Genomic DNA, 21,891 nt, shown 5'->3' with positions numbered 1-21,891 from the left:
CCCGTTCCTCGTTGCGCCCGTGCTCGCTCGCCTCCGGTCCGCTTTCGCCGTTCATCCCCACGGCCCGACGCTCGTCTCCGACGTGGTGGAGCGAGATCTCGCCGCCCAGGCGCGGCGCCGCGCGCGCGTGCTGGCATGGGCCGGACTGCTGGTCAACCTGCCGCTGTTCTACGTCGACGAGTACATCAGCTATACGGTAGGGGCCTGGGCCGAGGCTCCCGCCTACCACGTCGGACTCCTGGTGTGGCGGGTGGTAGCGGTCCTCTCACTCGGAGGGTATCTCGTGTGGGACCGGCGTGCGCCCTTCGGCCCGCCGCACGATGCCCGCCTGTCGCGGGCGTTGGCGGTCTGGTTCATCCTGCTCGGCGGAGCGTTCGGCATCTGGTTCGAACCGAACGCGGCGGCGCTGCCCCTGTACGCGTTCACCCTGCTGATGGTGGCTGCGTTCGTTCACCCGCCCACGCCCGCGACCGTGTGGGCGGCCCTCGCGACGATCCCCCTGATCGTCGTCGGCGCGCTCCTGTATGGGACCTCGGTGGAGGTCGTGACCGACTGGGTCGAGTTTCCGTTCGTCGTGGTGGCGCTGGCAGTGGTGGTGGACCGGACGCTGTACCGCCAGGCGTACCGAACGCTGGAAAGCGCGCACCTGCTGGGCCGCGCCAACGCCGAGCTGGAGACGACGCTCCGTGAGCTTCGCGCCACTCAGGACCGCCTCGTCGCCGCCGAGCGGCAGGCGGAGCGGACGCGCATCAGCCGCGACCTGCACGACTCGGTCGGCGCGCAACTGTCGTCCCTGCTGGCGGGCATCGAACTGGCCCGGCTCCGCGAGGAGGCGCCGGTGGGCGTGCTCGGCGAGGTGGAGGAGGACGCGCGCGAGGCGATGCGTCAGCTCCGCGAGACCGTCTGGGTGCTCAACGCGAGCGAGGTGACCGTCGAGGCGCTGGCGGCCCAACTCCGTCGGTTCGCCGAGGCGCGGGCGCGGGCGTCGGGCATCCACGCGGCCGTGCAGGCGACGGGCGACCGCTACGCCGTCGTGCCCGCGGCGTCGGCGCTGCACCTGTACCGGGTCGGCCAGGAGGCGGTGCAGAACGCCGTCAAGCACAGCGGCGCGAAGACGATTTCGGTGCGCCTCACGAGCGCCGACGGGCGGCTGACGCTGTCGGTCCGCGACGACGGCGCGTTCCGCCCGCCTGTGACGGTGCTGGGCGACGGCGCGCCGTCGGGCTTCGGGATGGCGTCGATGAGGGAGCGGGCGTCGACGCTGGGCGGGACCTTCGACCTCGCCACCGAGGCGGGCACAGAAGTGCGCGTGGACGTGCCGCTCGACGGCGACCCTCAGGTCCGGTAGTCGGCCGGCCGCAGGTCACCCGCCTCGGTGCGGATGTGGGACTCCGCGCCCGCCACCACGTCCGTGTTGTGAGCCGAGGCGCACCGCCAACCGTCGGCGCCGCACCGCATCACGAACGAGAAGATCGTGTGCCGCGCGCCCGGCTCGGTCACGTCGCCGAGGGCAGACTGACCGGTCAGCCGCATCCGCGCGTGGACGACGGAGACGGTGTCGGACAGCGGCTTGACGGTCGTCCGCCCGACGGTCAGCGTGGAGTCGGGGAAGAGAACCTCCAGGCCGTAGGCGTGGGCGCGGCGGATGGCCTCGCGGTCGTGCCACCACAGGCCGACGACGTTGACGAACGCGGCGTCGGGCTCGAAGAGGGCTGCGAGGGCGTCGGCGTCGCGGGCCATCCAGGCGGCGGCGAAGGCGGCGGGCATGGCGCCCGCCTCGGGCAAGCCGGAGCCGGGGGCGCTCACCGGACCGAGATGCGGAGCGCCTCGCGCTGGCGGTTCAGGAGCGCCTGCACCTCCGCCTGCTCGGCGCGGATGGCCTCGATGCGCGTCTCCTGCTCGTCGAGCGTGGCGAGGAGGCGACGGCCGTAGTCCGTGTCGTTGTCGATGGCCTCCAGATTGCCGCGAATGCGGGTCTGGTCGCGCTCGATGGTGGCCAGCTCGTTCCGCAACTCCACCTCGCGGCGCTCGGTCTCGGCGAGGTCGCGGCGCAGGTCCGCCGCCCGCCGGAGCGCGGCGCGCACGTCGGCCGGGATCTCGCCGTCGGCGCGGGCGAGGGACAGGATGCGCTCGGGCGAGAGCGACGCCAGGCCGATCCGCTCGCTCAGCGTCTGCGCCTCGGTGACCACCAGCGAGTCGGTGGCGCCGGGCGCGAGCGGCACGCGGAAGCGGTAGGCGTCGGGCGTCGACTCCTCGGCGGCGGTCGGCGCGATCAGGCGCGCGCCGGGCTGCCGGGGCGCCTCGACGAGCACCACGCGGCGTCGGGAGCCCCGGTTTTCGAGGCGGTAGCCGCGCGTCGTCCGCCCCTGCCGCTGGATCGTGAGCACGCCGTCGACCAGCCGGGCGGTCTCGATCACTGAGGCGGCGCCGGGCACGGCGTACGGGTCCACGAGCACGTCCTGGTCCACGGCGAACGTCAGCAGCCGCTCGTCGCCCTCGGGCAGGTCGGGGAGGAGCGCGTCGCCCGCGTAGCCGTCGTCCAGAACGGTCATGGGGCCGCCGCGCAGGCTCGCGCCCGTCGTGTTGGTCAGCCGCACGCCCCGCATCGGGTGCCGACCGGCGGCGCCGGTGAAGATGCTCAGCCGCTCCACGCCGACGGCGTCGCTCACGATGGGCAGCATCGCGGAGCCCCGGCGGGGCAGTGTCACGGAGCCGAGGCGGTACGCGAACAGCTCCCCGAAGTCGCCCGCCGTCCCCTGCGCGACGACGCTGCCGGTCGGGTCGAGAGGCATCGCGTCGTTCATGACGACGACCTCGTCCGCCCGTCCACCCCGCGCGCCGAGGACGGCCCCCATCCGCGCGGGCTCCGGCGCAGGGGGCGGGGGGGGAGGGGCGGCGGCCCGCTCCCGGGCGCCCGCGGCGTACGACTCCGGCCGCACGACCGCGTCGTCGGCCAGCGTCACGACCGGCCGGTCGATGAAGCGCGGCGTGTAGAGGTCCGTCACGAACGACACCGGGCGCCCGCTGACGAGGGTCAGGTCGATGTCCGTCCAGTCCGCCTCGGTGGGGTTCTCGACGAGGGCCCAGCCCTGGAGCGTGCCGTCGTCGTCGGCCAGGACGAGGCGGTAGCTCGTCTTCCACACCGGCGACTCGATGACGTAGCCCATCCGCACGTCGCGCGCGCCGCGGCCCCGGAACTGGACGCGGACCGGCTTGCGGTCGCCGCCGCGGTCCTCGGCGAGGGCGGCCAGGGCGCCTGCCAACTCGGCCTGGAGCGCGGGATCTGTGAAGGCGATGCCGCGCGCCGTGTCGAGGCGCACCGACACCAGGCCGCCGGCGGTCAGCAGCGAGAGCACGTCTACCTCGATGGCCGTGTCGCCCGCCTCGCGCGTCTGGCGGTCCACGGCCACGACGGTGCCGCGGACCGTGCCGCTGGGTGTCGAGACCTCGACCTCGGCGCCGCGCACCTGCCGCAGGATGTTGGACAGCCCCGGCCCGTTCGACAGGTCGATGGCGAACGACTGGAGGGTCCGCTCGATGGGCGCCTGCGTCGGGTACACCACGCCCGCCACGCGCCCGCCGCGGTCCTCCACCACGAGCGACTTCAGCACGTCGTTGAGCGCCTCGGTCCCGAAGCGGAGCGTCACGTCGGCGTCGCCGGAGACGCGCCCGCCGTGCTCGAAGTAGCCCACGCCACTCGTGAACAGGATGACGCGCTCGACCGGCACCTCGGCGGCGGGCTGGGCCCACGCGGGGGCGGCGACAAAGAGGGCGACGAGGAGACCGAGGCGGAGCATGGGCGCGAGGAGGAGGCGGGGAAGGGTACGGCCGCTGCGTTCGCCAAGCAGGTCACGGCGGGCGTCGGCAGGGGACGGCCCCACACATCCGGGACCCTCCGGACACGCGAAGGCCCGGACCTTCAAACGTATCTTTCGAGTCTATGCCGAACTCGTTGAACATGCGTGCCTCTCTTTTTGTCGTTGTCGTTCTTTTGCTTGCGGGCTGCGGGTCGGTCCAGACGGTCGGCCAGTTCGACCCACTCGGGGACTTCGAGCCCATTCGCGATCGCTCCCTGCTAATCGTCTCCACGGGCGAGGCGGGCGCGAGTGGGGGAACGCTCTCGGGTCCGTACGAGGAAGACAGGGCCATCTACGGGGAGGACGTGGGGGCCTTCCAGATTGAGGAGGTCGAAGCGTTCGTTCCCCTCGACAGCACTGACGCGGAGTCGTACCCGGACGTGGCGCTGGCTGCGATCCGGGACGTGATCCGCGAGGCGGACGTGTGGGCCTCGGTCGAGACCGGGACGCTGCCCGAAGGTGCGGCCCTGACAGAAGAGTCGTACCGCGTCATGCAGTATGTCGTGGCCCGGTCGCGGAATGCGTACAAGCCGAGCCCCGTCCGCGCGATCGCCGCCGGGACGGTCGAGGCCTTCGGTCCCGAGGTCGACTACGTCCTCTTCGTCCACGACGTGAGGTTCGGGCTCGTCAGGGGCGGGTTCGTTGCCGGGGAGTTCGGCGGGCTCACCAAGGTCGACGACGCGGTGGTGATCGAGGGGGAGCTCGTCCTGTGGGACGATCAGGCCGGTACGGTCGTCACCCGAGGAACGGTGAGGGGAAGCGCGCCGATCCGGCCGAGGATGTTCTCGGCTGCGGAGGACCGGACGCCGAGCGCGCTCCTCGCCACCGCCCGCGCCGATCTGCTCGAGTCCATCGAGGAGGAGATTCCCGTCCTGATCGGGGCTCGGCGGTAGGCGGAGGCTCTGCCGCGCGGCTGTCACCGCGCGTGAGTACCATGCGGGAAAGCGTCCCCCCAGCGTTCCCAATGGCAGAAGTTCAGAGTTACACCGGCGCCGACATCCAGGTCCTGGAGGGCCTGGAGCCCGTCCGCAAGCGCCCCGGCATGTACATCGGAGGCACCGGCAAGGCCGGCCTCCACCACCTCGTGTGGGAGATCGTCGACAACGCCGTCGACGAGGCGACCAACGGCTACGCGACCCAGATCGAGGTCGTCCTCCACAAAGACGGCACCACGGTCACGGTCTCCGACAACGGCCGCGGCATCCCTATCGACAAGCACCCGACCAAGAAGGTGCCCGCGCTGCAGGTGATCCTGACCACGCTGCACGCGGGCGGGAAGTTCGACGGGTCGAGCTACGTCACGTCCGGCGGCCTGCATGGCGTCGGGTCGAGCGTGGTGAACGCGCTCTCGTCGGAGCTGGTGGCGCAGGTCAAGCGCGACGGCAAGCTCTACGAGCAGCGCTACGCGCGCGGCGTGCCGGTGACGAAGCTCAAGACGGTGCGGTCCAACGTCCGCGGGTCCGGGACGGCGATCACGTTCACGCCGGACCCCGAGATCTTCGACAAGACGGACCTGGACGCGCAGACGATCAAGGACAACCTGGAGGTCAAGACGTACCTCAACGGGGCCCTGCGGATCGTCTTCAAGGACGAGGCGACCGGCGAGCGGATCGAGTTTCACCACGAGGGCGGCATCGTGGAGTACCTCGACCACCTCGTCGCCGAGGCGAGCACCCGGCGCGTCCACCCGGACCCGTTCGTGGTGCGCCAGAGCGAACTGGAGGATGGCATCCGGACCGAGCTGTGCATGGTCTGGACGGAGGCCCCGCGCGAGTCGATCACCAGCTTCGTCAATGGCATCCCGACGCGCGACGGCGGCACGCACGAGCAGGGCCTCAAGGACGGCGTCACGAAGGCCATCCGCAACTACATCGAGACGCACGACCTCGCGCCGCGCAAGCTCGACATCACGGCCGACGACATCCGGGAGGGGCTGGTGGCCGTCGTCAACCTGTACCACGTCGACCCGCAGTTCCAGGGGCAGACGAAGGAGAAGCTGAACAACCCGGAGGTCCGCTCGGCGGTGTCGGGCGCGTTCCGGACCGAGTTCGAGCAGTTCCTCAACGGCACGCCCTCCACGGCCGAGTCCATCGTGGCGCGCGTCATCCAGTCGGCCAAGGCGCGGCAGGCGAGCCGGGCGGCGGCCAACACGGTCCGGCGCAAGAGCGCGGTCAGCCACCGCCTTAACCTGCCCGGCAAGCTGAGCGACTGCTCCAGCACGGCGCCCGAGGAGTCCGAGCTGTTCATCGTCGAGGGCGACTCGGCGGGCGGCTCGGCGAAGCAGGGGCGCGACCGCAAGACGCAGGCGATCCTGCCGCTGCGCGGCAAGGTGCTCAACGCCGAGCAGGCGACCCGGTCGAAGGTGCTCGCCAACAAGGAGCTGTCGAACATCGTCGACGCGCTGGGCTGTGGGCTGGGCGAGGACCTCGACGTGACCAAGCTGCGCTACCACAAGGTGATCCTGCTGATGGACGCCGACGCCGACGGCCTCCACATCGCGACGCTCCTGCTGACGTTCCTCTACCGCTACATGCGGCCGCTCATCGACCAGGGCTACGTCTACATCGCGCAGCCGCCGCTCTTCCGCGTCGACGCGCTCAAGGAGACCCACTGGGCGCTCGACGAGGCCGACCGCGACCGGATCGTCCGCCGCATCCAGAAGAAGAACCCCCGCACGCAGATCGAGGTGCAACGCTTCAAGGGCCTCGGCGAGATGATGCCCGCCACGCTTCACGAGACGACCCTCGACCCGGACAAGCGCCGCCTCCTCCAGGTCTCGATCCCGGAGGGCTCGCTGCTGGAGACCGAGCGCGCCATCACCGACCTGATGGGCAAGGACGCCGCGCCGCGCTTCGACTTCATCATGGCCCACGCCGCCGAGGTGGAGGATCTCGACGTGTAGACCGACTGTTGCGGGGGGCCGGTACCTCACGCCATCCCGAAGGAGCCCCGATATGACCCGCATCGACCGACTCGGCCTCGCGCTCCTCGCGGGCGGCCTCGGCCTCGCCGTCGTGAACCTGCTGATGTGGTGGGTCGGGTGGAGCGTGAGCCTCTGGCAGGCGCCGCTCTCGGGCGTGCTGATGGCGGGCGGGCTCGTGCTGCTGGCCGTCAACGTGATGAAGGGCATCCGGGAGGACGCCGAGGAGTAGGGATGTCGTGTCGCTCCCGGAGCCTCCTGCCTTGAGCGCCCGGCGGGCTTGCTCAGAAGGCGAACAGGTAGTCCGGCGACAGCTTGATGCCGATCGACACCGCGTTCGTCCCGAAATCGACCGTCGGCGCGCCGTCCGCCGGGCCGTCGGGGAACGTCCAGCGCTTGAGGTGGACGCCGCCGTAGAGCGCGAACCGGTCACTGAGCGGGTACGTCCCCTGCAGGTCGACCTCGACCAGGCGGTTGCCGAGCCCGTTCTCCGCGTCGCCCAGCGAGACCATCAGCTGGTACGCGGCGTGGCCGACGAGGTGGAGGTTCTCTACCGGGCGCGCCGTGAACAGCACGTTCGGGCCGGCGTAGAGCACCAGGTCCAGGTCGGAGACGCCCGGTCGGGCCGTCATCCCTGCACCGCCGAAGTCGACTCCGAGGCCGACCTCCCCGACGGGCGTGGGTACGAACGTGGCTCCCGTCCAGGCGTCGATGGGCAGCGGCACGAACCGGTCGTTGGTGCGGGTCACTTCGCCCTCGTCGCCGGTGGCGAGGAGGAGGATGCCGTAGAGGAGCGTCGGGAGCGGGCTGTCGAAGTGGACGAGCCGCGCACCGTCCGCGCGGTAGCTGATCGAGGTATACCGGTCGAGGGGAGCGAGCGCGTTCGAGTCGAAGTGAATCCCCCAGTACCGGATGTCCTCCGACTGGCCGGGTGGCGTGAACTGGGCGGCGGCCGACGGAGCGAGCAGGGCGAGGAGGGCGACAGCGAGGAGGGAGCGCATGGCGGAGCGGAGGGTGCACCCCACGCTACCGGGCGCGACCCGCACTTTCCCTCCCCGGATCCGGGGGATCGGGCTAGCGGATGAGCCGCCGCTCGTAGGCGACCCGCACCACCTCGGCGCGGCTGTGGACCTCCAGCTTCCGGTACAGGCTCTTGATGTGACTGCGGACCGTGTGGGGGCTGATGTACAGCCGGTCGGCGATGCCGTCCTCCGTCAGCCCCTCCACGATCAGGCCCAGCACGTCGCGCTCGCGGTCCGTCAGGCCGACCGCCTCGCAGTCGTCGCCTCGAATCCATCCGAGGAGCTTCTTCGCGACCAGCGGGGAGACGGGCGCGCCGCCTCGCGCCACCTCCAGTACCGCTCCCACGATGCGCCCCGCGCTCGCATCCTTGAGCAGGTACCCGCTCGCCCCGGCCTGGACGGCCGCGAAAATCCGGTCCTCGTCCTCGAACACGGTCAGCATCAGCACTTCCGTCTCGGGATGCGACTCCCGAAGGCGGCCGGTCGCCTCGATCCCGTCCATCCCGGGGAGCTCGATGTCCATCAGGACCACTTCCGGGGCGGCCTCGGCGTCCTGGAGCCGCTCGAAGAACGCCTCCGCCGACCCGGACACCGACACCAGCTCCACGTCGTCGAAGAACGCGAGCCGCTCGGTGAGCAACTGGCGGACGTCGGGGCGGTCTTCGACCAGGGCGAGGCGGACGGACACGGGGGCGTCGGAGGGTGCAGACAGAGTCGGGCCGGAGCCGAAGAGGGTCAATCCCCAGCTCGGGTGAGTTCGGGGAGGGCGAGTGGCAGCGCGACGCGGACCGTCGTGCCCGCCTCCGTCTCCAGCCAGAGCCGCGCGCCGACCTCGGCCGCGCGACGGCGCATGCCGCTCATGCCGTACCCCGATAGCGCGCCCGGAGCGCTGGCTTCGAACCGGCCGTCGTCCGCGATCTCCAGCACGAGCGCGGTCGGCGTCACGCGGACGACCACGCCGAGCCGAGTCGCTCCCGAATGCTGGAGCGCGTTGCCGATGGCCTCCTGCGCGATGCGGTAGAGGTGGAGGGTCTGGGCAGGCGTGAGGGTCCGCAGCCGGTCGGCGTCGGTGGCGTCGAGGGCACAGGCGACCGTGGGGGCCTCGGGATGGAGAGCGGCGCGCTCCCGGGCGTGCGTGCAGACGCGGTCCAAGAACGCCTCGGCCGTGACGGTTTCCCGGTGGATCGCCCAGATGGTTTCGCGCAGCCGCGTCATGGTGCGGCGTGCGTGCGCGTCGAGGCGGTCGAGGTTGCTCATGGCCGGGCCGCCGTCGCCCCCGGCCGACAGCCGGACGAGGTCGATGCCCGACACGATGGTCGACAGGTCCGCGCCGACGTGGTCGTGGAGGTCCTGGCTGATCCGCTGTCGCTCCTCGTGCAGCCGCCGCTCGAGTTCGTACTCCCGAAGCCGGCGCCGGTAGCGCTGCGTCGATGTCCACCGGACGATCCCGATGAGCGCCGCGAGCGCCCCCAGCAGTCCGAGCACGCGGATGGCCGGTCGCTCCCAGAGCCGGGGGCGGACCTCGAACGCCAGCGTCGCCGTCTCGTCCGAGCGCGCGCCGCCCGGCGCGACGGCTCGCATCTCGACGTGGTGGAGGCCTGCCCCCAGGTCCGGCAGCACGACCGAGCCATCGGCCGCGGCCGGGCGCCACGTCGCGTCGTCGTACCGGTACTCGACCGACGCCCCCCGGGGGCCGAACGCCGCGGCGCGGACCACGACACGGTGCGGGCCCGGGGGCAGCCGCTCCAGACGAGCCGCGCCGGGCGTCCCGCCGAGCGCGACGGACTGCTCGTTGACCGTCGCCTCGGCCACCGCCACGCGCGGCGTCCGGCGAGCGGCCGAGGCGAGTGCCTCGAACGGTGCGGAGAGCACGCCGTCCGAGGTCGCCAGCACGAGGCGGCCGCTGGGTGCGTGGTAAAGCGCGTCCTCGATGGTCTGATCGGGGGCGATGGCCAGCGGGGCGAAGGCCGTCGCCCGGCCCTCGGCGACGCGGAGCAGGTGTCGGGCCGTGACCGCCCAGACCGCGCCCGGGTGCTCGGGCACCTCGAACAGGGCCACCACCCGTCGGCCGTCGAACAGAGGGTGCGAGATCGCGGTGGCCCGGTGCTCGCCGCGCCCGAGGCGGGCCACCCCGCGGTCGGTCCCGAACCAGACCGCCCCGTCGCTCGCGCCCAGGAGGGAGAACACCGACGACGAGGGCAGGCCCTGGCCCACGCCCACCGCCTCGGCACGTGCGCCGACCAGCCGCGCCGCGCCGAGCCGAGTCAGCACCCAGGACTCCCCGGCCACGCGGCGGAGGTCTTCCACGGTTTGCGTCGGGAGCCCTGCGTCGGTTCCCAGCGTGTCGATCTCTACCGGGCTGCCCTCGCCCAGCCGAAAGCGCCGCACGCCGAACTGGTAGCTCCCCAGCCACAGCGTATCGGCGCTCTCCGTCAGCCCGGAGATCCAGCCGCTGTCTCGGATGCTCGACCGGGCGGCCGAGGGGTTGATGAGCGGGGGGCAGTCGGCCAGCGGCGCCAGTAGGGCGACCCGGCCGCCGACCCGGATCGCGCCGCCGTCGGTCACAGACAGCGCCCGCGTCGGGTTCGGGTAGGCGATCTCGGCCGATCCGCCGTCTGGATCGACCCGCCAGAGTCGTCGCCCGGTCGCCCACACCGCGCCATCGGGCGTCTGCGCGAGCCTCAGGGCCGCCTCATCGGTGAGGCGCACGAACGGGGTTGGGCGGATGCGAATCGCTCCGTCGCCGAAGGTCCCCACCCAGATGCCCCCGTCGCGTGCCGCCGCGGCGCTGGTCGCGAGCGTCTGCACGACCCGCGCGATGCCGTCGGGCCCGTCGAGCCAGCGCAGGCCGCCGCGCCCGATCCCCCAGGTCGCCTCCTCGCTGCAGAGGATCTCGTCGAGCGGGTCTGAGTGGGTCGGGAGCAGGGCCCTCTGCAGTCGCAGCACGAGCGAGGAGCCCTCGCCCACGATCTCGGCCGGCCCCCAGGCGCTTCGGCCCTCCACGCGCGATGCCAGCGTGAGGTACTGGTCGCACCGGCCTACCGCCGCGCCGATCCATCCGGACGTGTCGATGCCGTCGTCGAACGCGACCGAGGCCGCCTCGAACCGGTCGCCGACGGGGGACAGGATGGCTCCGGCGAGCGTGTCCGACCAGAACCCGCTGACCAGAAGCCGGTCTCTGCCGAGGTCTACGACGGCCGTGCGCGCGAGGCGAGTGGGCATGTCCGGGCCGGGCGTCCAAATCCGCCACCGGTCGCCCTCCAGGCGTCCCAGCTGAACCCCGGCCGAGGCGAGCAGCCTCCCCTCGGCGTCCGTTCCGATGTACCCGATGAGTGGGTCCTCGAACGGGGTCGGGACGCGCTCCCAGCCGGGGCCGGTCCATCGGGCGAGGCCGCCTTGGGTCCCGGCGTAGAGTGTGCCGTCGGCAGTCTCGGCGAAGCCGGTGACGTACGGATGGGGAAGGCCGTCGTCGACAGAGAACGTGACGGCCCGCATGCCGTCCCATCGGGCGATGCCGGCGTCGGTTCCGAACCACACGAACCCCCACCGGTCCTCGAACACGGCGAGCACATAGTCTGAGGGGAGCCCATCGGCACGCGTCAGGGCGGTCCGGTCGATGACGACCCCGCCGGTCTGGGCGGCCGTGCCGGTCGTGGCGAGCACCGCGACCACGGTGACAGTGACGAGGAGGCGGGCGGAGAGCACGCCGAAAGCTAGTAGCGGCGGGCGTTAGGCGTGGTCAATGCTGGATTCCCCGACCCCAGGGATGGCGGCCGATCCTGGGGGCGGGTACGAAGGCCACGGCATCCGGACGACGCCCATGCACCGCCTTCTTCTGCTCGCCCTCCTGCTCACGGGCTGCGACCTGTTCGGCCCCGAGGAGATGTTCGCCGGTCCCCCCCGCCGCGTCTGACCTCGGTGACGGCGGGGATGGAGCCGCCCGCGCCGGGCTGCACGATCTACCGCCTCGACCCGCCGGTCTACGAGCCGGGGCGGTACGTGGTGTTCGTCTCCTTCCGGAAGGATCTGGGCAGCCCTCAGGTCGCGGTCGCATCGGTGTTCGAGTGGTAAGGCTCGGGGGACTATCCTGGGGCGTCCTTCCTGGCCCCGCCATGCTCGTCCGCCTCGGTCTTCTCCTCGCCCTCCTCGTCGCCGGGTGTGCGCCGTCTCCGTCCGAGCGGGCCGTAGACGCGCCGCCCCGGCAAGTGGCCGACGCGCTGCCCGCGCCCACCGTCGATGTGCCGGAGGAGCGGATCTTCGACGCGCCGCCGACGCGCATCTACTTCGTCCGCCACGCCGAGAAAGCGACGGCGCCCGCGGACGATCCGCCGCTGACCGAGGCGGGGGAGACCCGCGCGGAGGCGCTCGTAGAGGCGCTGGGGGGCGAACGGCTCCACGCCATCTACAGCTCCCAGTTCGCGCGGACGCGGGCGACGGCGGCGCCCATCGCCGCCGCGCAGGGCCGGGAGGTCACGGTCCTGCCCATCGAGGGGCCGGACACCGAGGCGGCCGTCCGCGCGCAGGCCCGCCAGATCGCTGCGGACAGCTTCCCGTACGCCGTGCTGGTCGTCGGCCACAGCAACACGATCCCGCACATGATCTCGGAGCTGACCGGCGAGCCGATGGCGGACCTCGGCGACTTCGAGTACGACGGCATCTACGTGGTCACGATTTCCGAGCACCCGTCGCAGCGGACGCCCGACGACGTGCGGGTCGAGCGGCGGCGCTACGGGGCGCCCAATCCCGAGTAGGCCCGACTCGGCGCCGAGGCGGGCGGGCTCCGGAGCGGCGCGTCGTCCCCACGGGGATTTCGGCGGGGGACGGCACGTGTGGCGGTACTTTCACCGTTGCCCGAAACCGACGCCTACCGACCCGCCCCCGTGGACCAGAGCCGCATCCGCAACTTCTGCATCATCGCCCACATCGACCACGGCAAGTCGACGTTGGCCGACCGGCTTCTCGAAGCCACCGGCACGCTCACCAGCCGCGAGATGCAGGCCCAGGTCCTCGACTCGATGGACCTCGAACGGGAGCGCGGCATCACGATCAAGAGCCACGCCATTCGGATGCCGTACAAGGCGGCGGACGGGCAGCAGTACGTGCTCGACCTGATCGACACGCCGGGCCACGTGGACTTCACCTACGAGGTCTCCCGCGCGCTCAACGCGTGTGAAGGCGCCATCCTCGTCGTCGACGCGGCGCAGGGCATCGAGGCGCAGACGATCTCGAACCTCTACATGGCCATCGGCCAGGACCTGGAGATCATCCCGGTCCTCAACAAGGTGGACCTGCCGAGCGCCCAGCCGGAACTGGTGGCGCAGTCCATCACCGACCTCATCGGCGGCGACCCGGACGACGTGCTCCATGTGTCCGCCAAGACTGGCATGGGCATCGAGGCGGTCCTGGAGCGCATCGTCGAGCGCGTCCCGGCGCCCGCGGGCGACCCCGAGGCCCCGCTCCAGGCGCTCATCTTCGACTCGACGTTCGACACGTACCGGGGCTCGATCGTCTACATCCGCGTCAAGGAGGGCACGCTCCGCAAGGGCGACGCGATCCAGTTCATGGCGACCGGCGCGAAGTACTTCGCCGAGGAGATCGGGCACCTGAAGCTGACCATGCAGCCGGTCGACGAACTGGGGCCGGGCGAGGTCGGCTACCTGATCGGCAGCGTCAAGGACGTGGCGGACACGCGCGTCGGCGACACGGTGACGCACCAGCGGAATGGGGCCACGGAGCAACTCCCGGGCTACCGCGACGTCAAGCCGATGGTGTTCTCGGGCATCTACCCGACCGACTCGAACGACTTCGAGGACCTCCGCGGTGCGCTCGAGAAGCTCCAGCTCAACGACGCCGCGCTGACCTACGAGGCTGAGACCTCGGCCGCGCTCGGCTTCGGCTTCCGCGTCGGCTTCCTGGGGATGCTGCACATGGAGGTGGTCCAGGAGCGGCTGGACCGCGAGTTCGGGCTCGACATCGTGACCACGATGCCGAACGTCCGCTACTCGGTCGAGCTGTCCGACCGGACCACCATCGAGGTCGAGAACCCGTCCGACATGCCGGACCCGGGCCGGATCCACGAGATCCGCGAGCCCTACGTCAAGGCCGAGATCATCACGCCGACCGAGTACATCGGCGCGCTGATGGGGCTCTGCCAGGACCGCCGCGGCACGTACCTGACCCAGGAGTACCTCACGACGGACCGCGTCAACCTGAAGTACGAGTTGCCGCTGGCCGAGATCGTGTTCGACTTCTACGACAAGCTGAAGTCGGTCTCCCGCGGCTACGCGTCGTTCGACTACGACTTCATCGACGAGCGGACGTCCAAGCTGGTCAAGCTGGACGTGATGCTCAACGGCGACACCGTCGACGCGCTCTCCACCATCGTCCACCGTGACAAGGCCTACGACATGGGCCGCCGCCTGAGCCAGAAGCTGCGCGAGCTGATCCCGCGGCAGATGTTCGACGTGGCCATCCAGGCGGGCATCGGCAACAAGATCATCGCGCGCGAGACCGTCAAGGCGCTCCGCAAGGACGTGACGGCCAAGTGCTACGGCGGCGACATCTCGCGCAAGCGGAAGCTGCTGGAGAAGCAGAAGGAGGGCAAGAAGCGGATGAAGCAGGTCGGCGCGGTGGAGGTCCCCCAGGAGGCGTTCCTGGCCGTCCTGTCGATGGAGTAATGGGGGAACGAGGAATGGGAAACGGGGAATGGGCAGGCCGCTGCCCGAGACGCCGAGCGCTGCGCTGGGCCGTCCTCCTTGTGCTCGTTCCTCTGTCCTCGGCCGTCGTGCCCGCGCCGCAGGCGCAGGACGTGGTGCAACTCCTCCAGCAGCAGCGGACGCAGGCGCGGATGGCGGAGGTGCTCGCCGAGCGCGGGCCGCGTCTGGCGCCCCGCGCGCTCGCCGAGGTGGGGGAGGTCGACCGCTGGACACAGGCCTTTTTCGCCGTCAAGGCCGCCGAGCAGGCCGTCCGCGACAGCCTCGTGCAGGCGGAGGAGGCCAAGGCGGACAGCCTGATCCGCCTCGCCCAGTTGGCGACGCTCCGCTGGCGTAAGGTGGAGCCGGACGGGCAGGGCAGCTTCCTCGAACAGTACGCCGACACCTACTGGCAGGCCGCCCTCCCCGGCCGCGGCCTCTACGTGGACACGACCGGCACGCAGGCGCTGCGGGGCCGTCTCCAGGCCGCCTTCGGCCGCCCGACGCGCAACGGCGACGCCCAGCGGCGCTACGGCTACGGCGGCTCGGAGTACATCCAGTTCGAGTACTGGTTCGTGGTCAACGACTCGATCCCGCTGCTGGCGCTCGACATCGACGGGCCGTTCGGGACGGGGCTGCTGATCGCGAGCGACGAGCAGTACGCCGACCTGCTGCCGCCCATCAAGGCCGAGCTCTCGGCCCGCCTCGACGCGGCCGCGCGCCCGGTGCCGTGGCTGGACTACTACCACTCGTACGAGCGACAGGCGTGGTTCAAGACCGGCTACAACGGCGTCGAGGAGTACACGGTGACCGTCCGCCCGCCGCGGTGGAGTTCGCGGGCACCGTCCGACCGTTGGATCATCCACCGATAGAGGGCCGAGGTCCCGGGCTCGTCTTCTGAGAGAGCCCGAGGCCGCCCCGCCCCGTACCTCTGCCCCGCGTCCCTCGTACCGGGCCCTCGCCCCGTAGCTTCCCGGCCCCTTCCCCGACCCCGTGCCGACGCCCGACCGCTCCCGCCCGTCTCGATCCGCCCGCCGCGGCGAGGCCCCCGTCCGTCCGACGTTCAAGGAGAACGTCTGGTACTGGGTCAAGGCCATCGTCGCCATCCTGATCGTCCGCGCGTTCATCGCCGAGCCGTACCGGATCCCGTCCGAGTCGATGGAGGACACGCTGCTCGTAGGCGACTTCCTGATCGTGTCGAAGCTGCACTGGGGGCCGCGGACGCCCGAGACGGTCGGCATCCCAGTGACGGGCATCTACCTGCCGGGGCTGCGCTTTCCGCAGGTCCGCCTGCCCGGATTCGCCGAGCCCGAGCGCGGCGACGTGGTCGTGTTCAACTACCCCGCCTCGGTGGACGTGGAGCGGGGGGTGATCCCGGCGTCGGTGCCCATCGAGCGGCGGGCGCCCTACATCAAGCGCATCATGGCGCTGCCCGGCGACACGCTGGCGGTGCTCGACAAGATGCTCCACATCAACGGGACGCCGGTGCCGCTGGCGCCGACCATGAAGCAGCGCTGGCTCGTGACGGCCACGGGCCCCGACCGGCCCAGCGTGAGCCAGCTGGAGGAGATGGGGATCGAGCTCTTCGTCGGGGCCGACCGCCAGACGGAGGCGGGCGTCCGCCAGTTCATGGTCTTCGCGACCCCGTCCGAGGTGGACGCCCTCGAAGCGCTCGCGCTCGTCGCCCGCGTCGAGCCGTCGATCCAGCCCGAGGACGCCGTCGACCCGACGTACGGGGCCAACCCGGACCACGTCTCGCCGCGCGTCGTGCCGGGGGCGGGCATGACCATCGCGCTGACGGACTCCATCGACGCGGTCTACCTGGACGCCATCGGCCGACATGAGGGCCACAGCGTCGAGCGCACCGACGGCGGCATCCTGATCGACGGCGCTGTGGCGACGACGTTCACGTTCACGCAGGACTACTACATGGCGATGGGCGATGCGCGCGACAACTCGGTCGACAGCCGCTACTGGGGCTTCGTGCCGCACTCGCACCTCGTCGGCAAGGCGGTGATCACGTTCCTGTCGTTCAAGGGTGAGTTCCCGTTCGTGCGGCCGTCGCGCTTCTTCCGGCCGATCCCGTAGCCGTGACCGCGCCCCTGCCGCCGGACGCCGACGCCCCTGGCGAGACGCCGTCCTCGCTGCCCGGTGACGAGGAGTCGCTGCCCGAGAAGGGGGCCATGCTGGTCGCAGGCGAGGCCGCACCGGCCACGGAAGCCGCGCCCTCGTCCGGGGGCACGTCGGCGGGGGGCTGGCTCGGGGTGATCCTCGCGGCGATGCTGTTCGCGCTCGCGCTGCGGCTGCTCGGCTTCGAGGCGTACCGGATCCCGTCCACCTCGATGGAGGACACGCTGCTCATCGGCGATTTCGTGCTCGTCTCGAAGGTGCACTACGGCGCGCGCGTGCTCGGGCGGCGCCTGCCGGGCGTCGACGACCCCGACCGGGGCGACGTGACGGTGTTCAACTACCCGCCCGACCTGATGGCCGAGATCGGGCGCAAAACTCCTTACATCAAGCGGATCGTGGGGCTGCCGGGCGACACCGTCGCGATTCGCGGCAAGACGGTCTACGCGGGGGCCGAGGCGGTCGCCTCGCCGGTGGACGGCCGCCGCCTCTGGGCGATGCAGGGGCGCCTGCCCGACGCCGACGTGCTCGACTCGCTCGGCCTCGGGGGGCGCGTCCAGCGGGCCGGGCCGGGCGTGTGGGTGGCCTCCGCCACGCGCGCCGAGGCGGACGCGCTCGCGCTGACCGACGGCGTCGAGTCGCTGGCGCCGTACCTGCGCCCGCCGGGCGACGGCAGCGCTGGCTTCCCCGCCGCCTTCCGCTACAGCCTGGACGACTACGGCCCCGTCGTGGTCCCCGCGGCCGGGCAGACGGTGACGCTGGACGACGCCTCGTGGCCGGTCGTCCGCGACGCGATCGAGCGCTTCGAGGGACGCCAGACTGAGCGGACAGCGACCGGCTTCCTGATCGACGGCCGTCCCGCGGAGACGTACACGTTCGGCCAGGACTACTACTTCGTGCTGGGCGACAGCCGCGACGACTCGGCGGACAGCCGGACGTGGGGGTTCGTGCCCTTCGACCACCTCATCGGGAAGGCAGTCGTGGTGTACTTCTCCTGGGACGATGAGGCCGGGCACCCGCGTTGGGGCCGGATCGGACGGGGGATGGGCCGGTAGGGCTCGGGGGGAGGCGGCTGCATCCGGTCCCTCGTCCCGTGTTGTCACGCTCCGTACACCGTCCATCGGGAGGATACAGGCGGGGAGCGCGCGGAGCGATACCGTGGGTTCACTGAGCCCGGTCCGCCTCTCTCCCGATGTCTCGCCTGATCCACGCCATCGAGACGTTCGGGGACTGGTCGGCGGACTTCGCCGAGGACTTCAACGACGGCATCGTGGAGGCGGTCGAGCGCGTGGCGCGCATCCCCGGCAAGCTGTCCGGGTGGAGCCTGGACGGGCTGGTGCGGGCCCTCTTCGCCGTGGGACGCGCCGTCGGCGGCTTCCTGCGCGTGCTGATGTTCTACCTGCCCGCGGGAGTGCTGGCGCTGACGGGTCACCTGGGCGAGCGGCCGTCGTGGATCACCGCCTCGATGCTGTACGCGCTGGTGGTCACCGTGCTGGGCGTGGCCGGCCACTGGCGCGCGTCGCGGCGGTAGGCAAGCGCTCGCTCGGGCTCGGTGCCCAGGCGCGCGAGGTCACACCATCCCGATCCGTTTGCGCCAGACCCACTCGATGGTGAGCAGTCCCAGTGCGACGGCGAGGAGCCAACTGAGGGTGAGCAGCGGCGTCTCCTCCTCGCGGACGAGCGGGCGGTCGGCGAGGGCACCGGACTGACGGAGGCCGTCCACGAACGCGCCGAGCGTGTCGAGGGCGACCACCGAGCCGCCGGAGCGGGTCGCGACCTGCCGCATGAGCGCCGGGTCGGCGCCGGGCTCGCGGAACTCGGCCGCCAGGCGACCGACGCCGAAGGTGCCGCGGTCGTCGCCGAGGCGCTGGCCGCCGCGCGCGGCCTCGGCGGTGAACGTGTAGGCCCCGGGGGGGCGGACGCCGAGGTCGGCCACGTAGCGGCCGTTGCCGAGCGGGCGCATCGTCGCGCGCTCGACGGCCCCGCCGGGGGCGCGGACGGACAGTTCCAGGCGGGCGTCGTCGACGGGGGCGAGCGACTCGCCGTAGACCTGGCCGGTGAACGTGACGCGGTCGCGCTCGCCGAACAGCGCGCGGTCGGGGCGGACGCGCACGGGCCGCCGGTCGCGTGTGGCGGTCGTCCAGCGGACGAGCCGGTCGACGAGCGTGCCGTAGACGCCCCGGAGGTCGTCGAGGTCGTCGGGGAGCGTGCGCCAGCGCCAGGAGCCTGCGCCGAGAAGCGCCGCCGAGCGGACAGCGCCGTTCTGCCGGAGGGCGAGCATCGGCACGTCGAGCGTCGCGGTGCCGCGGCGGACGGTGGCGAGGACGCGCGCGCCGGGCTGGAGCGCCCAGCGGGTCGGGGAGACGGCGAGCGGCGGGAGGGCGCTGAGGCGGGCGGGGGCGACGCCCAGGCCATCGAAGACGGGGTGCGCCTCGCCCGCGGCGGTCGGCGCCAGGGCCGCCTCGACGGCGCCGCCGCGCACCTGCGCCGCGGCCACCGGCAGCACGTCGCCGAAGGCCGCGCTGAGGCGCGACAGGTCGGTGGCCGAGGTCTGCACGAAGACGACCGGGAGGCCGCCCGCGACCGCCTCGGCGAGGCGCTGGGACTGGCCGGGGTCGGCCGCGGCGCCGGGGTAGCCCGCCAGCAGGAGCAGGTCGAACCGGCCCACGGCGTCGGGCAGGGCGCCCTCGTAGAACTGGCCCGGCGACCGTTGGGTGCGGACGGTCAGGTCGATGGAGTCGTCGGCGTCGAGGACCGCGCGGAGGGCGGCCAGGTCGGGGCTGGGCCCGGCGGCGACCAGCAGCACGCGGCGGTCGTCGTCGAGGACGCGGACCGTGACGGTGCGGCTGTTGTTGCGCGTCGTCGCCTCGCCGGGGAGCGGCGCGACGGCGATGGTGTAGCGGCGGACGCCCGGCGCGGTGGGCGTGATGCTGAGATCGACGACCGCCTCGGCGCCGTCGGCGGGCACGGCGACGGTCTGGCGGGCGAGCACGGTGCCGCCCGAGGAGACGGTGACGGCGGTCGTCTGCCCCTCGTACCCCGTCGCCCGGAGGCCTGCCTGGATGGGAAGCGGACTGCCGACACGGGCCACGTCGTTGGTCACGGCGCGCTCCAGCCGCACGTCGCGCGAGGAGATGCTGTCGCCCGCGACGGCGGTGTGGATGGGCACCGGGAAGCGCTCGGCGAGGTAGGCCGGGTTGCGCCCGTCGGTCACACGCCCGTCGGAGACCAGCACCACGCCGCGGAGGTTGCGTCCGGCGAAGTCGGCCTCGACGCGCGAGAGGGCCGCGGCCACGTCGGTCCGCTCGCCCGCGAACGTGAGGCTGTCGCCGGGCAACTCGGCGCCGGACGGGGTGGCGTCGGACGAGAAGCGGTAGAAGCGGAGCGCGGCGTCGGCGGGGAGGCCGTCGAGGGCGGCGCGGACGCGGTCGGCCGGGGTGGCGCCGTCGGGCCCCAGGCGGAGGCTCTCGCTGTCGTCGACGAGGACGGCCAGCAGCGGCGGCTCGCCAGTGCGCGTGATGCGTCGCCAGACCGGGTCCACGAGCAGCAGCAGGACCAGGAAGAGCGCCGCAAACCGTAGCGCGGCCAGCCCGACCCGCCGGGGACCCGAGACGGCGGGCGTGCTCCGGCCGTAGCTCCACCACGCGAGCGCCCCCGCGGCGACGGCGCTGACCGCCAGGACGACGGGGGAGACGGTGAAGGTCAGGTCCACGAGTGAGAGGGGAGAGCGGCGGAACGGGGGGCACGGGGCCGGATTGCATTCCCCTCCGCTCTCGGAGGGTTCCGGGGACAGGGTGCGTGTTCCATATCACGGGACCGATTGCTGGCCGCAGTACGCAACACGCTACTCTGGTCTCCAGCGCGCCACTCAGAGCGTGTCGTTGCCGTCATCGCCCCAGCGCGCGGCCGTCGAAGGCGCCGGGCAGAAGGGCGGCGGGCGTCGTGAGGTCCGGCGTCTCGCCGTCGCGCCAGAGCACGACGCTGCAGTCGGGGGCCAACTCGGCGATCACCTGCCGGCATCCGCCACAGGGCGTCCCGCCGGGCGCCTTGACGCAGGCCACGTAGAGCGTCCGGATCGGACCGAGGCCCGCGGCGACGGCGGCGACGAGGGCGGTCCGCTCGGCGCAGAGCCCGCGCGTCCAATCCGTCGGGACCTCGACGTTGGCCCCGAGCACGACCCGCCCGGCCTCGTCCACGACGGCGGCGCCGACGGGGAAGTCCGAGGCCGGGACGACGGCGGCACGCGAGGCTTCGAGAGCGAGCGCGGCGCCCGCCTCGGCCGTCAGGGCGCCCACCTCGGTGACGGACGCGACCCGGTCGCCCACGGCGGGCAGGTCGGCCTCGTCGCGGACGGCGAGGTCGGGGGCGGCGAGGTGCCACGAGCCGCCCGCTGCTTCCGCGATCACACCGAGGTCGGCAGGGGCGAAGGCCGTGCTGCGGGCCACGGCGACGACCGTCGTGCGCGCCAGGAGGGCCAGCGCGAGGGCGCCCTGGAGCGCCGGGATCGACAGCGGGAACGAGGCGACCTCGATGCGTGCGGCGTCCACCCAGCGGCCGTCGGCCAGCAGCACGGCCGCGCCGACGCCGGGGCCCACGTACGGGACGTGCGAGCGGGCGGCGACGGCGTGGGCGTGGTCGCGGAGACGGTCGGGCATGGGGGCGGTTGTCGGGCGCGTAGCTTACGCCCGGACCGCCGCCGCCGATGCGGCTCCCCGCCGGAGTGGTGAAACTGGTCAAACACAGCGGACTTAAAATCCGCCGGCGAAAGCCCTGCGGGTTCGAGTCCCGCCTCCGGCACCTCGGGTGCGGCTACACCGCCAGCCGGACGATCGGCGTGCCGGGCGCAGCCCGCACCGTCGGGCTGGGAGGCGCGTCGCCGTAGTACGTCCGGTTGATCTCGCGGATGGTGCGGGCGGCCTCGGCGATGGTGGCGTCCCGCTGGTCGAGCTTCTGGCGGACGCGGTCGTTGGCGCGGAGCACGGCGTCCTCGAGGTACCGCTTGTGGTGGGCGACGTAGTCCTCGGGGGAGGCGAACAGCACCAGCCCGCGCCGCGCGTCGGCGGTGCCGGGGACCTTGACCGCGCCGATGCGGGCGTTGCGCTTGCGCGGGTAACTCGTCAGCGCCCACTCGTGGTGGAAGGCCTCGACCCAGGCCTCGTCGGGCGCGGCGGAGAGACGCAGCACGATGGAGGTGATGCTGTCGCCAGCGTGAGAGGTCGAGACGGCGTCTTCGTAGAGGCCGACGATGCGGAGGTCGGAGGTCATGGGCCAGA

19 protein-coding genes and 1 tRNA gene are annotated in these 21,891 nt (G+C 72.3%); 12 read left to right on the top strand and 8 right to left on the bottom strand.

Features of this window, described 5'->3' with window-relative positions:
* The first annotated feature begins 19 nt into the window (after positions 1 to 19).
* Positions 20 to 1,348 (top strand): sensor histidine kinase, encoded by a 1,329-nt coding sequence (locus tag B1759_RS06020; protein ID WP_095514121.1) that lies wholly within the window; start codon positions 20 to 22, stop codon positions 1,346 to 1,348.
* On the opposite strand, the gene B1759_RS06015 is transcribed toward B1759_RS06020, so the two are convergent.
* Both B1759_RS06015 and B1759_RS06010 read right to left on the bottom strand, forming a co-directional pair.
* Positions 1,336 to 1,767, bottom strand: a complete 432-nt coding sequence (locus B1759_RS06015; protein ID WP_095515064.1) for an SgcJ/EcaC family oxidoreductase — start codon at positions 1,765 to 1,767, stop codon at positions 1,336 to 1,338. The two genes, B1759_RS06020 and B1759_RS06015, sit on opposite strands and share 13 nt — an antisense overlap.
* A gap of 35 nt (positions 1,768 to 1,802) precedes the next feature.
* On the bottom strand, positions 1,803 to 3,797 hold the full coding sequence (locus B1759_RS06010) for a hypothetical protein (protein WP_095514120.1): 1,995 nt from the start codon (positions 3,795 to 3,797) through the stop codon (positions 1,803 to 1,805).
* A 161-nt stretch (positions 3,798 to 3,958) separates the two neighbouring features.
* Here B1759_RS06010 and B1759_RS06005 point away from each other — a divergent pair, with 161 nt between their 5' ends.
* From B1759_RS06005 to B1759_RS05995, 3 genes are all read left to right on the top strand, one after another.
* Positions 3,959 to 4,750, top strand: a complete 792-nt coding sequence (locus tag B1759_RS06005) for a hypothetical protein (protein WP_095514119.1) — start codon at positions 3,959 to 3,961, stop codon at positions 4,748 to 4,750.
* Between the two features lie 71 nt (positions 4,751 to 4,821).
* On the top strand, positions 4,822 to 6,759 hold the full coding sequence (locus B1759_RS06000; RefSeq protein WP_095514118.1) for a type IIA DNA topoisomerase subunit B: 1,938 nt from the start codon (positions 4,822 to 4,824) through the stop codon (positions 6,757 to 6,759).
* Between the two features lie 52 nt (positions 6,760 to 6,811).
* Entirely contained in the window at positions 6,812 to 7,009 is a 198-nt protein-coding gene (locus B1759_RS05995; protein WP_095514117.1) for a hypothetical protein, read from the top strand.
* 52 nt (positions 7,010 to 7,061) lie between these two features.
* On the opposite strand, the gene B1759_RS05990 is transcribed toward B1759_RS05995, so the two are convergent.
* From B1759_RS05990 to B1759_RS05980, 3 genes are all read right to left on the bottom strand, one after another.
* Entirely contained in the window at positions 7,062 to 7,778 is a 717-nt protein-coding gene (locus B1759_RS05990; RefSeq protein WP_095514116.1) for a hypothetical protein, read from the bottom strand.
* A gap of 73 nt (positions 7,779 to 7,851) precedes the next feature.
* Positions 7,852 to 8,487 (bottom strand): response regulator transcription factor, encoded by a 636-nt coding sequence (locus tag B1759_RS19650; RefSeq protein WP_158225143.1) that lies wholly within the window; start codon positions 8,485 to 8,487, stop codon positions 7,852 to 7,854.
* A gap of 47 nt (positions 8,488 to 8,534) precedes the next feature.
* A complete protein-coding gene (locus B1759_RS05980) occupies positions 8,535 to 11,504 on the bottom strand; it encodes a two-component regulator propeller domain-containing protein (RefSeq protein WP_095514115.1) in 2,970 nt (989 codons plus the stop codon).
* Positions 11,505 to 11,729: 225 nt separating this feature from the next.
* On the opposite strand from B1759_RS05980, the gene B1759_RS19645 reads away from it, so the two are divergent.
* The 7 genes from B1759_RS19645 (at position 11,730) to B1759_RS05950 (ending at position 18,149) form a co-directional block, all read left to right on the top strand.
* Positions 11,730 to 11,870, top strand: coding sequence for a hypothetical protein (locus B1759_RS19645; RefSeq protein WP_158225142.1), 141 nt, complete (start codon positions 11,730 to 11,732; stop codon positions 11,868 to 11,870).
* Positions 11,871 to 11,911: 41 nt separating this feature from the next.
* Positions 11,912 to 12,550: a histidine phosphatase family protein gene (locus B1759_RS05975; protein ID WP_095514114.1), complete on the top strand. Its 639-nt coding sequence runs from the start codon at positions 11,912 to 11,914 to the stop codon at positions 12,548 to 12,550.
* Between the two features lie 96 nt (positions 12,551 to 12,646).
* Positions 12,647 to 14,476, top strand: a complete 1,830-nt coding sequence (gene lepA, locus B1759_RS05970) for a translation elongation factor 4 (protein WP_255380491.1) — start codon at positions 12,647 to 12,649, stop codon at positions 14,474 to 14,476.
* Between the two features lie 80 nt (positions 14,477 to 14,556).
* On the top strand, positions 14,557 to 15,363 hold the full coding sequence (locus B1759_RS05965; RefSeq protein WP_095514113.1) for a hypothetical protein: 807 nt from the start codon (positions 14,557 to 14,559) through the stop codon (positions 15,361 to 15,363).
* Between the two features lie 121 nt (positions 15,364 to 15,484).
* Entirely contained in the window at positions 15,485 to 16,579 is a 1,095-nt protein-coding gene (gene lepB / locus B1759_RS05960) for a signal peptidase I (RefSeq protein WP_095514112.1), read from the top strand.
* A gap of 2 nt (positions 16,580 to 16,581) precedes the next feature.
* On the top strand, positions 16,582 to 17,673 hold the full coding sequence (gene lepB / locus B1759_RS05955) for a signal peptidase I (RefSeq protein ID WP_095514111.1): 1,092 nt from the start codon (positions 16,582 to 16,584) through the stop codon (positions 17,671 to 17,673).
* A gap of 137 nt (positions 17,674 to 17,810) precedes the next feature.
* On the top strand, positions 17,811 to 18,149 hold the full coding sequence (locus B1759_RS05950) for a hypothetical protein (protein WP_095514110.1): 339 nt from the start codon (positions 17,811 to 17,813) through the stop codon (positions 18,147 to 18,149).
* Positions 18,150 to 18,188: 39 nt separating this feature from the next.
* Here B1759_RS05950 and B1759_RS05945 read toward each other — a convergent pair whose 3' ends face one another.
* Together B1759_RS05945 and B1759_RS05940 are read right to left on the bottom strand one after the other, a co-directional pair.
* Positions 18,189 to 20,330, bottom strand: coding sequence for a hypothetical protein (locus tag B1759_RS05945; RefSeq protein WP_095514109.1), 2,142 nt, complete (start codon positions 20,328 to 20,330; stop codon positions 18,189 to 18,191).
* Positions 20,331 to 20,505: 175 nt separating this feature from the next.
* A complete protein-coding gene (locus B1759_RS05940) occupies positions 20,506 to 21,273 on the bottom strand; it encodes a cytidine deaminase (RefSeq protein WP_095514108.1) in 768 nt (255 codons plus the stop codon).
* A gap of 59 nt (positions 21,274 to 21,332) precedes the next feature.
* Here B1759_RS05940 and B1759_RS05935 point away from each other — a divergent pair.
* Positions 21,333 to 21,415 (top strand) — tRNA-Leu (locus B1759_RS05935).
* Between the two features lie 12 nt (positions 21,416 to 21,427).
* Here B1759_RS05935 and B1759_RS05930 read toward each other — a convergent pair.
* Positions 21,428 to 21,883: a hypothetical protein gene (locus tag B1759_RS05930; protein WP_095514107.1), complete on the bottom strand. Its 456-nt coding sequence runs from the start codon at positions 21,881 to 21,883 to the stop codon at positions 21,428 to 21,430.
* Between the last annotated feature and the right edge of the window lie 8 nt (positions 21,884 to 21,891).

The sequence above is a fragment of the Rubrivirga sp. SAORIC476 genome (genome assembly GCF_002283555.1).
Classification (GTDB): domain Bacteria; phylum Bacteroidota; class Rhodothermia; order Rhodothermales; family Rubricoccaceae; genus Rubrivirga.
Note: the sequence above shows the minus strand (reverse complement) of the source record. Positions and strands in the feature narration are given on the sequence as shown.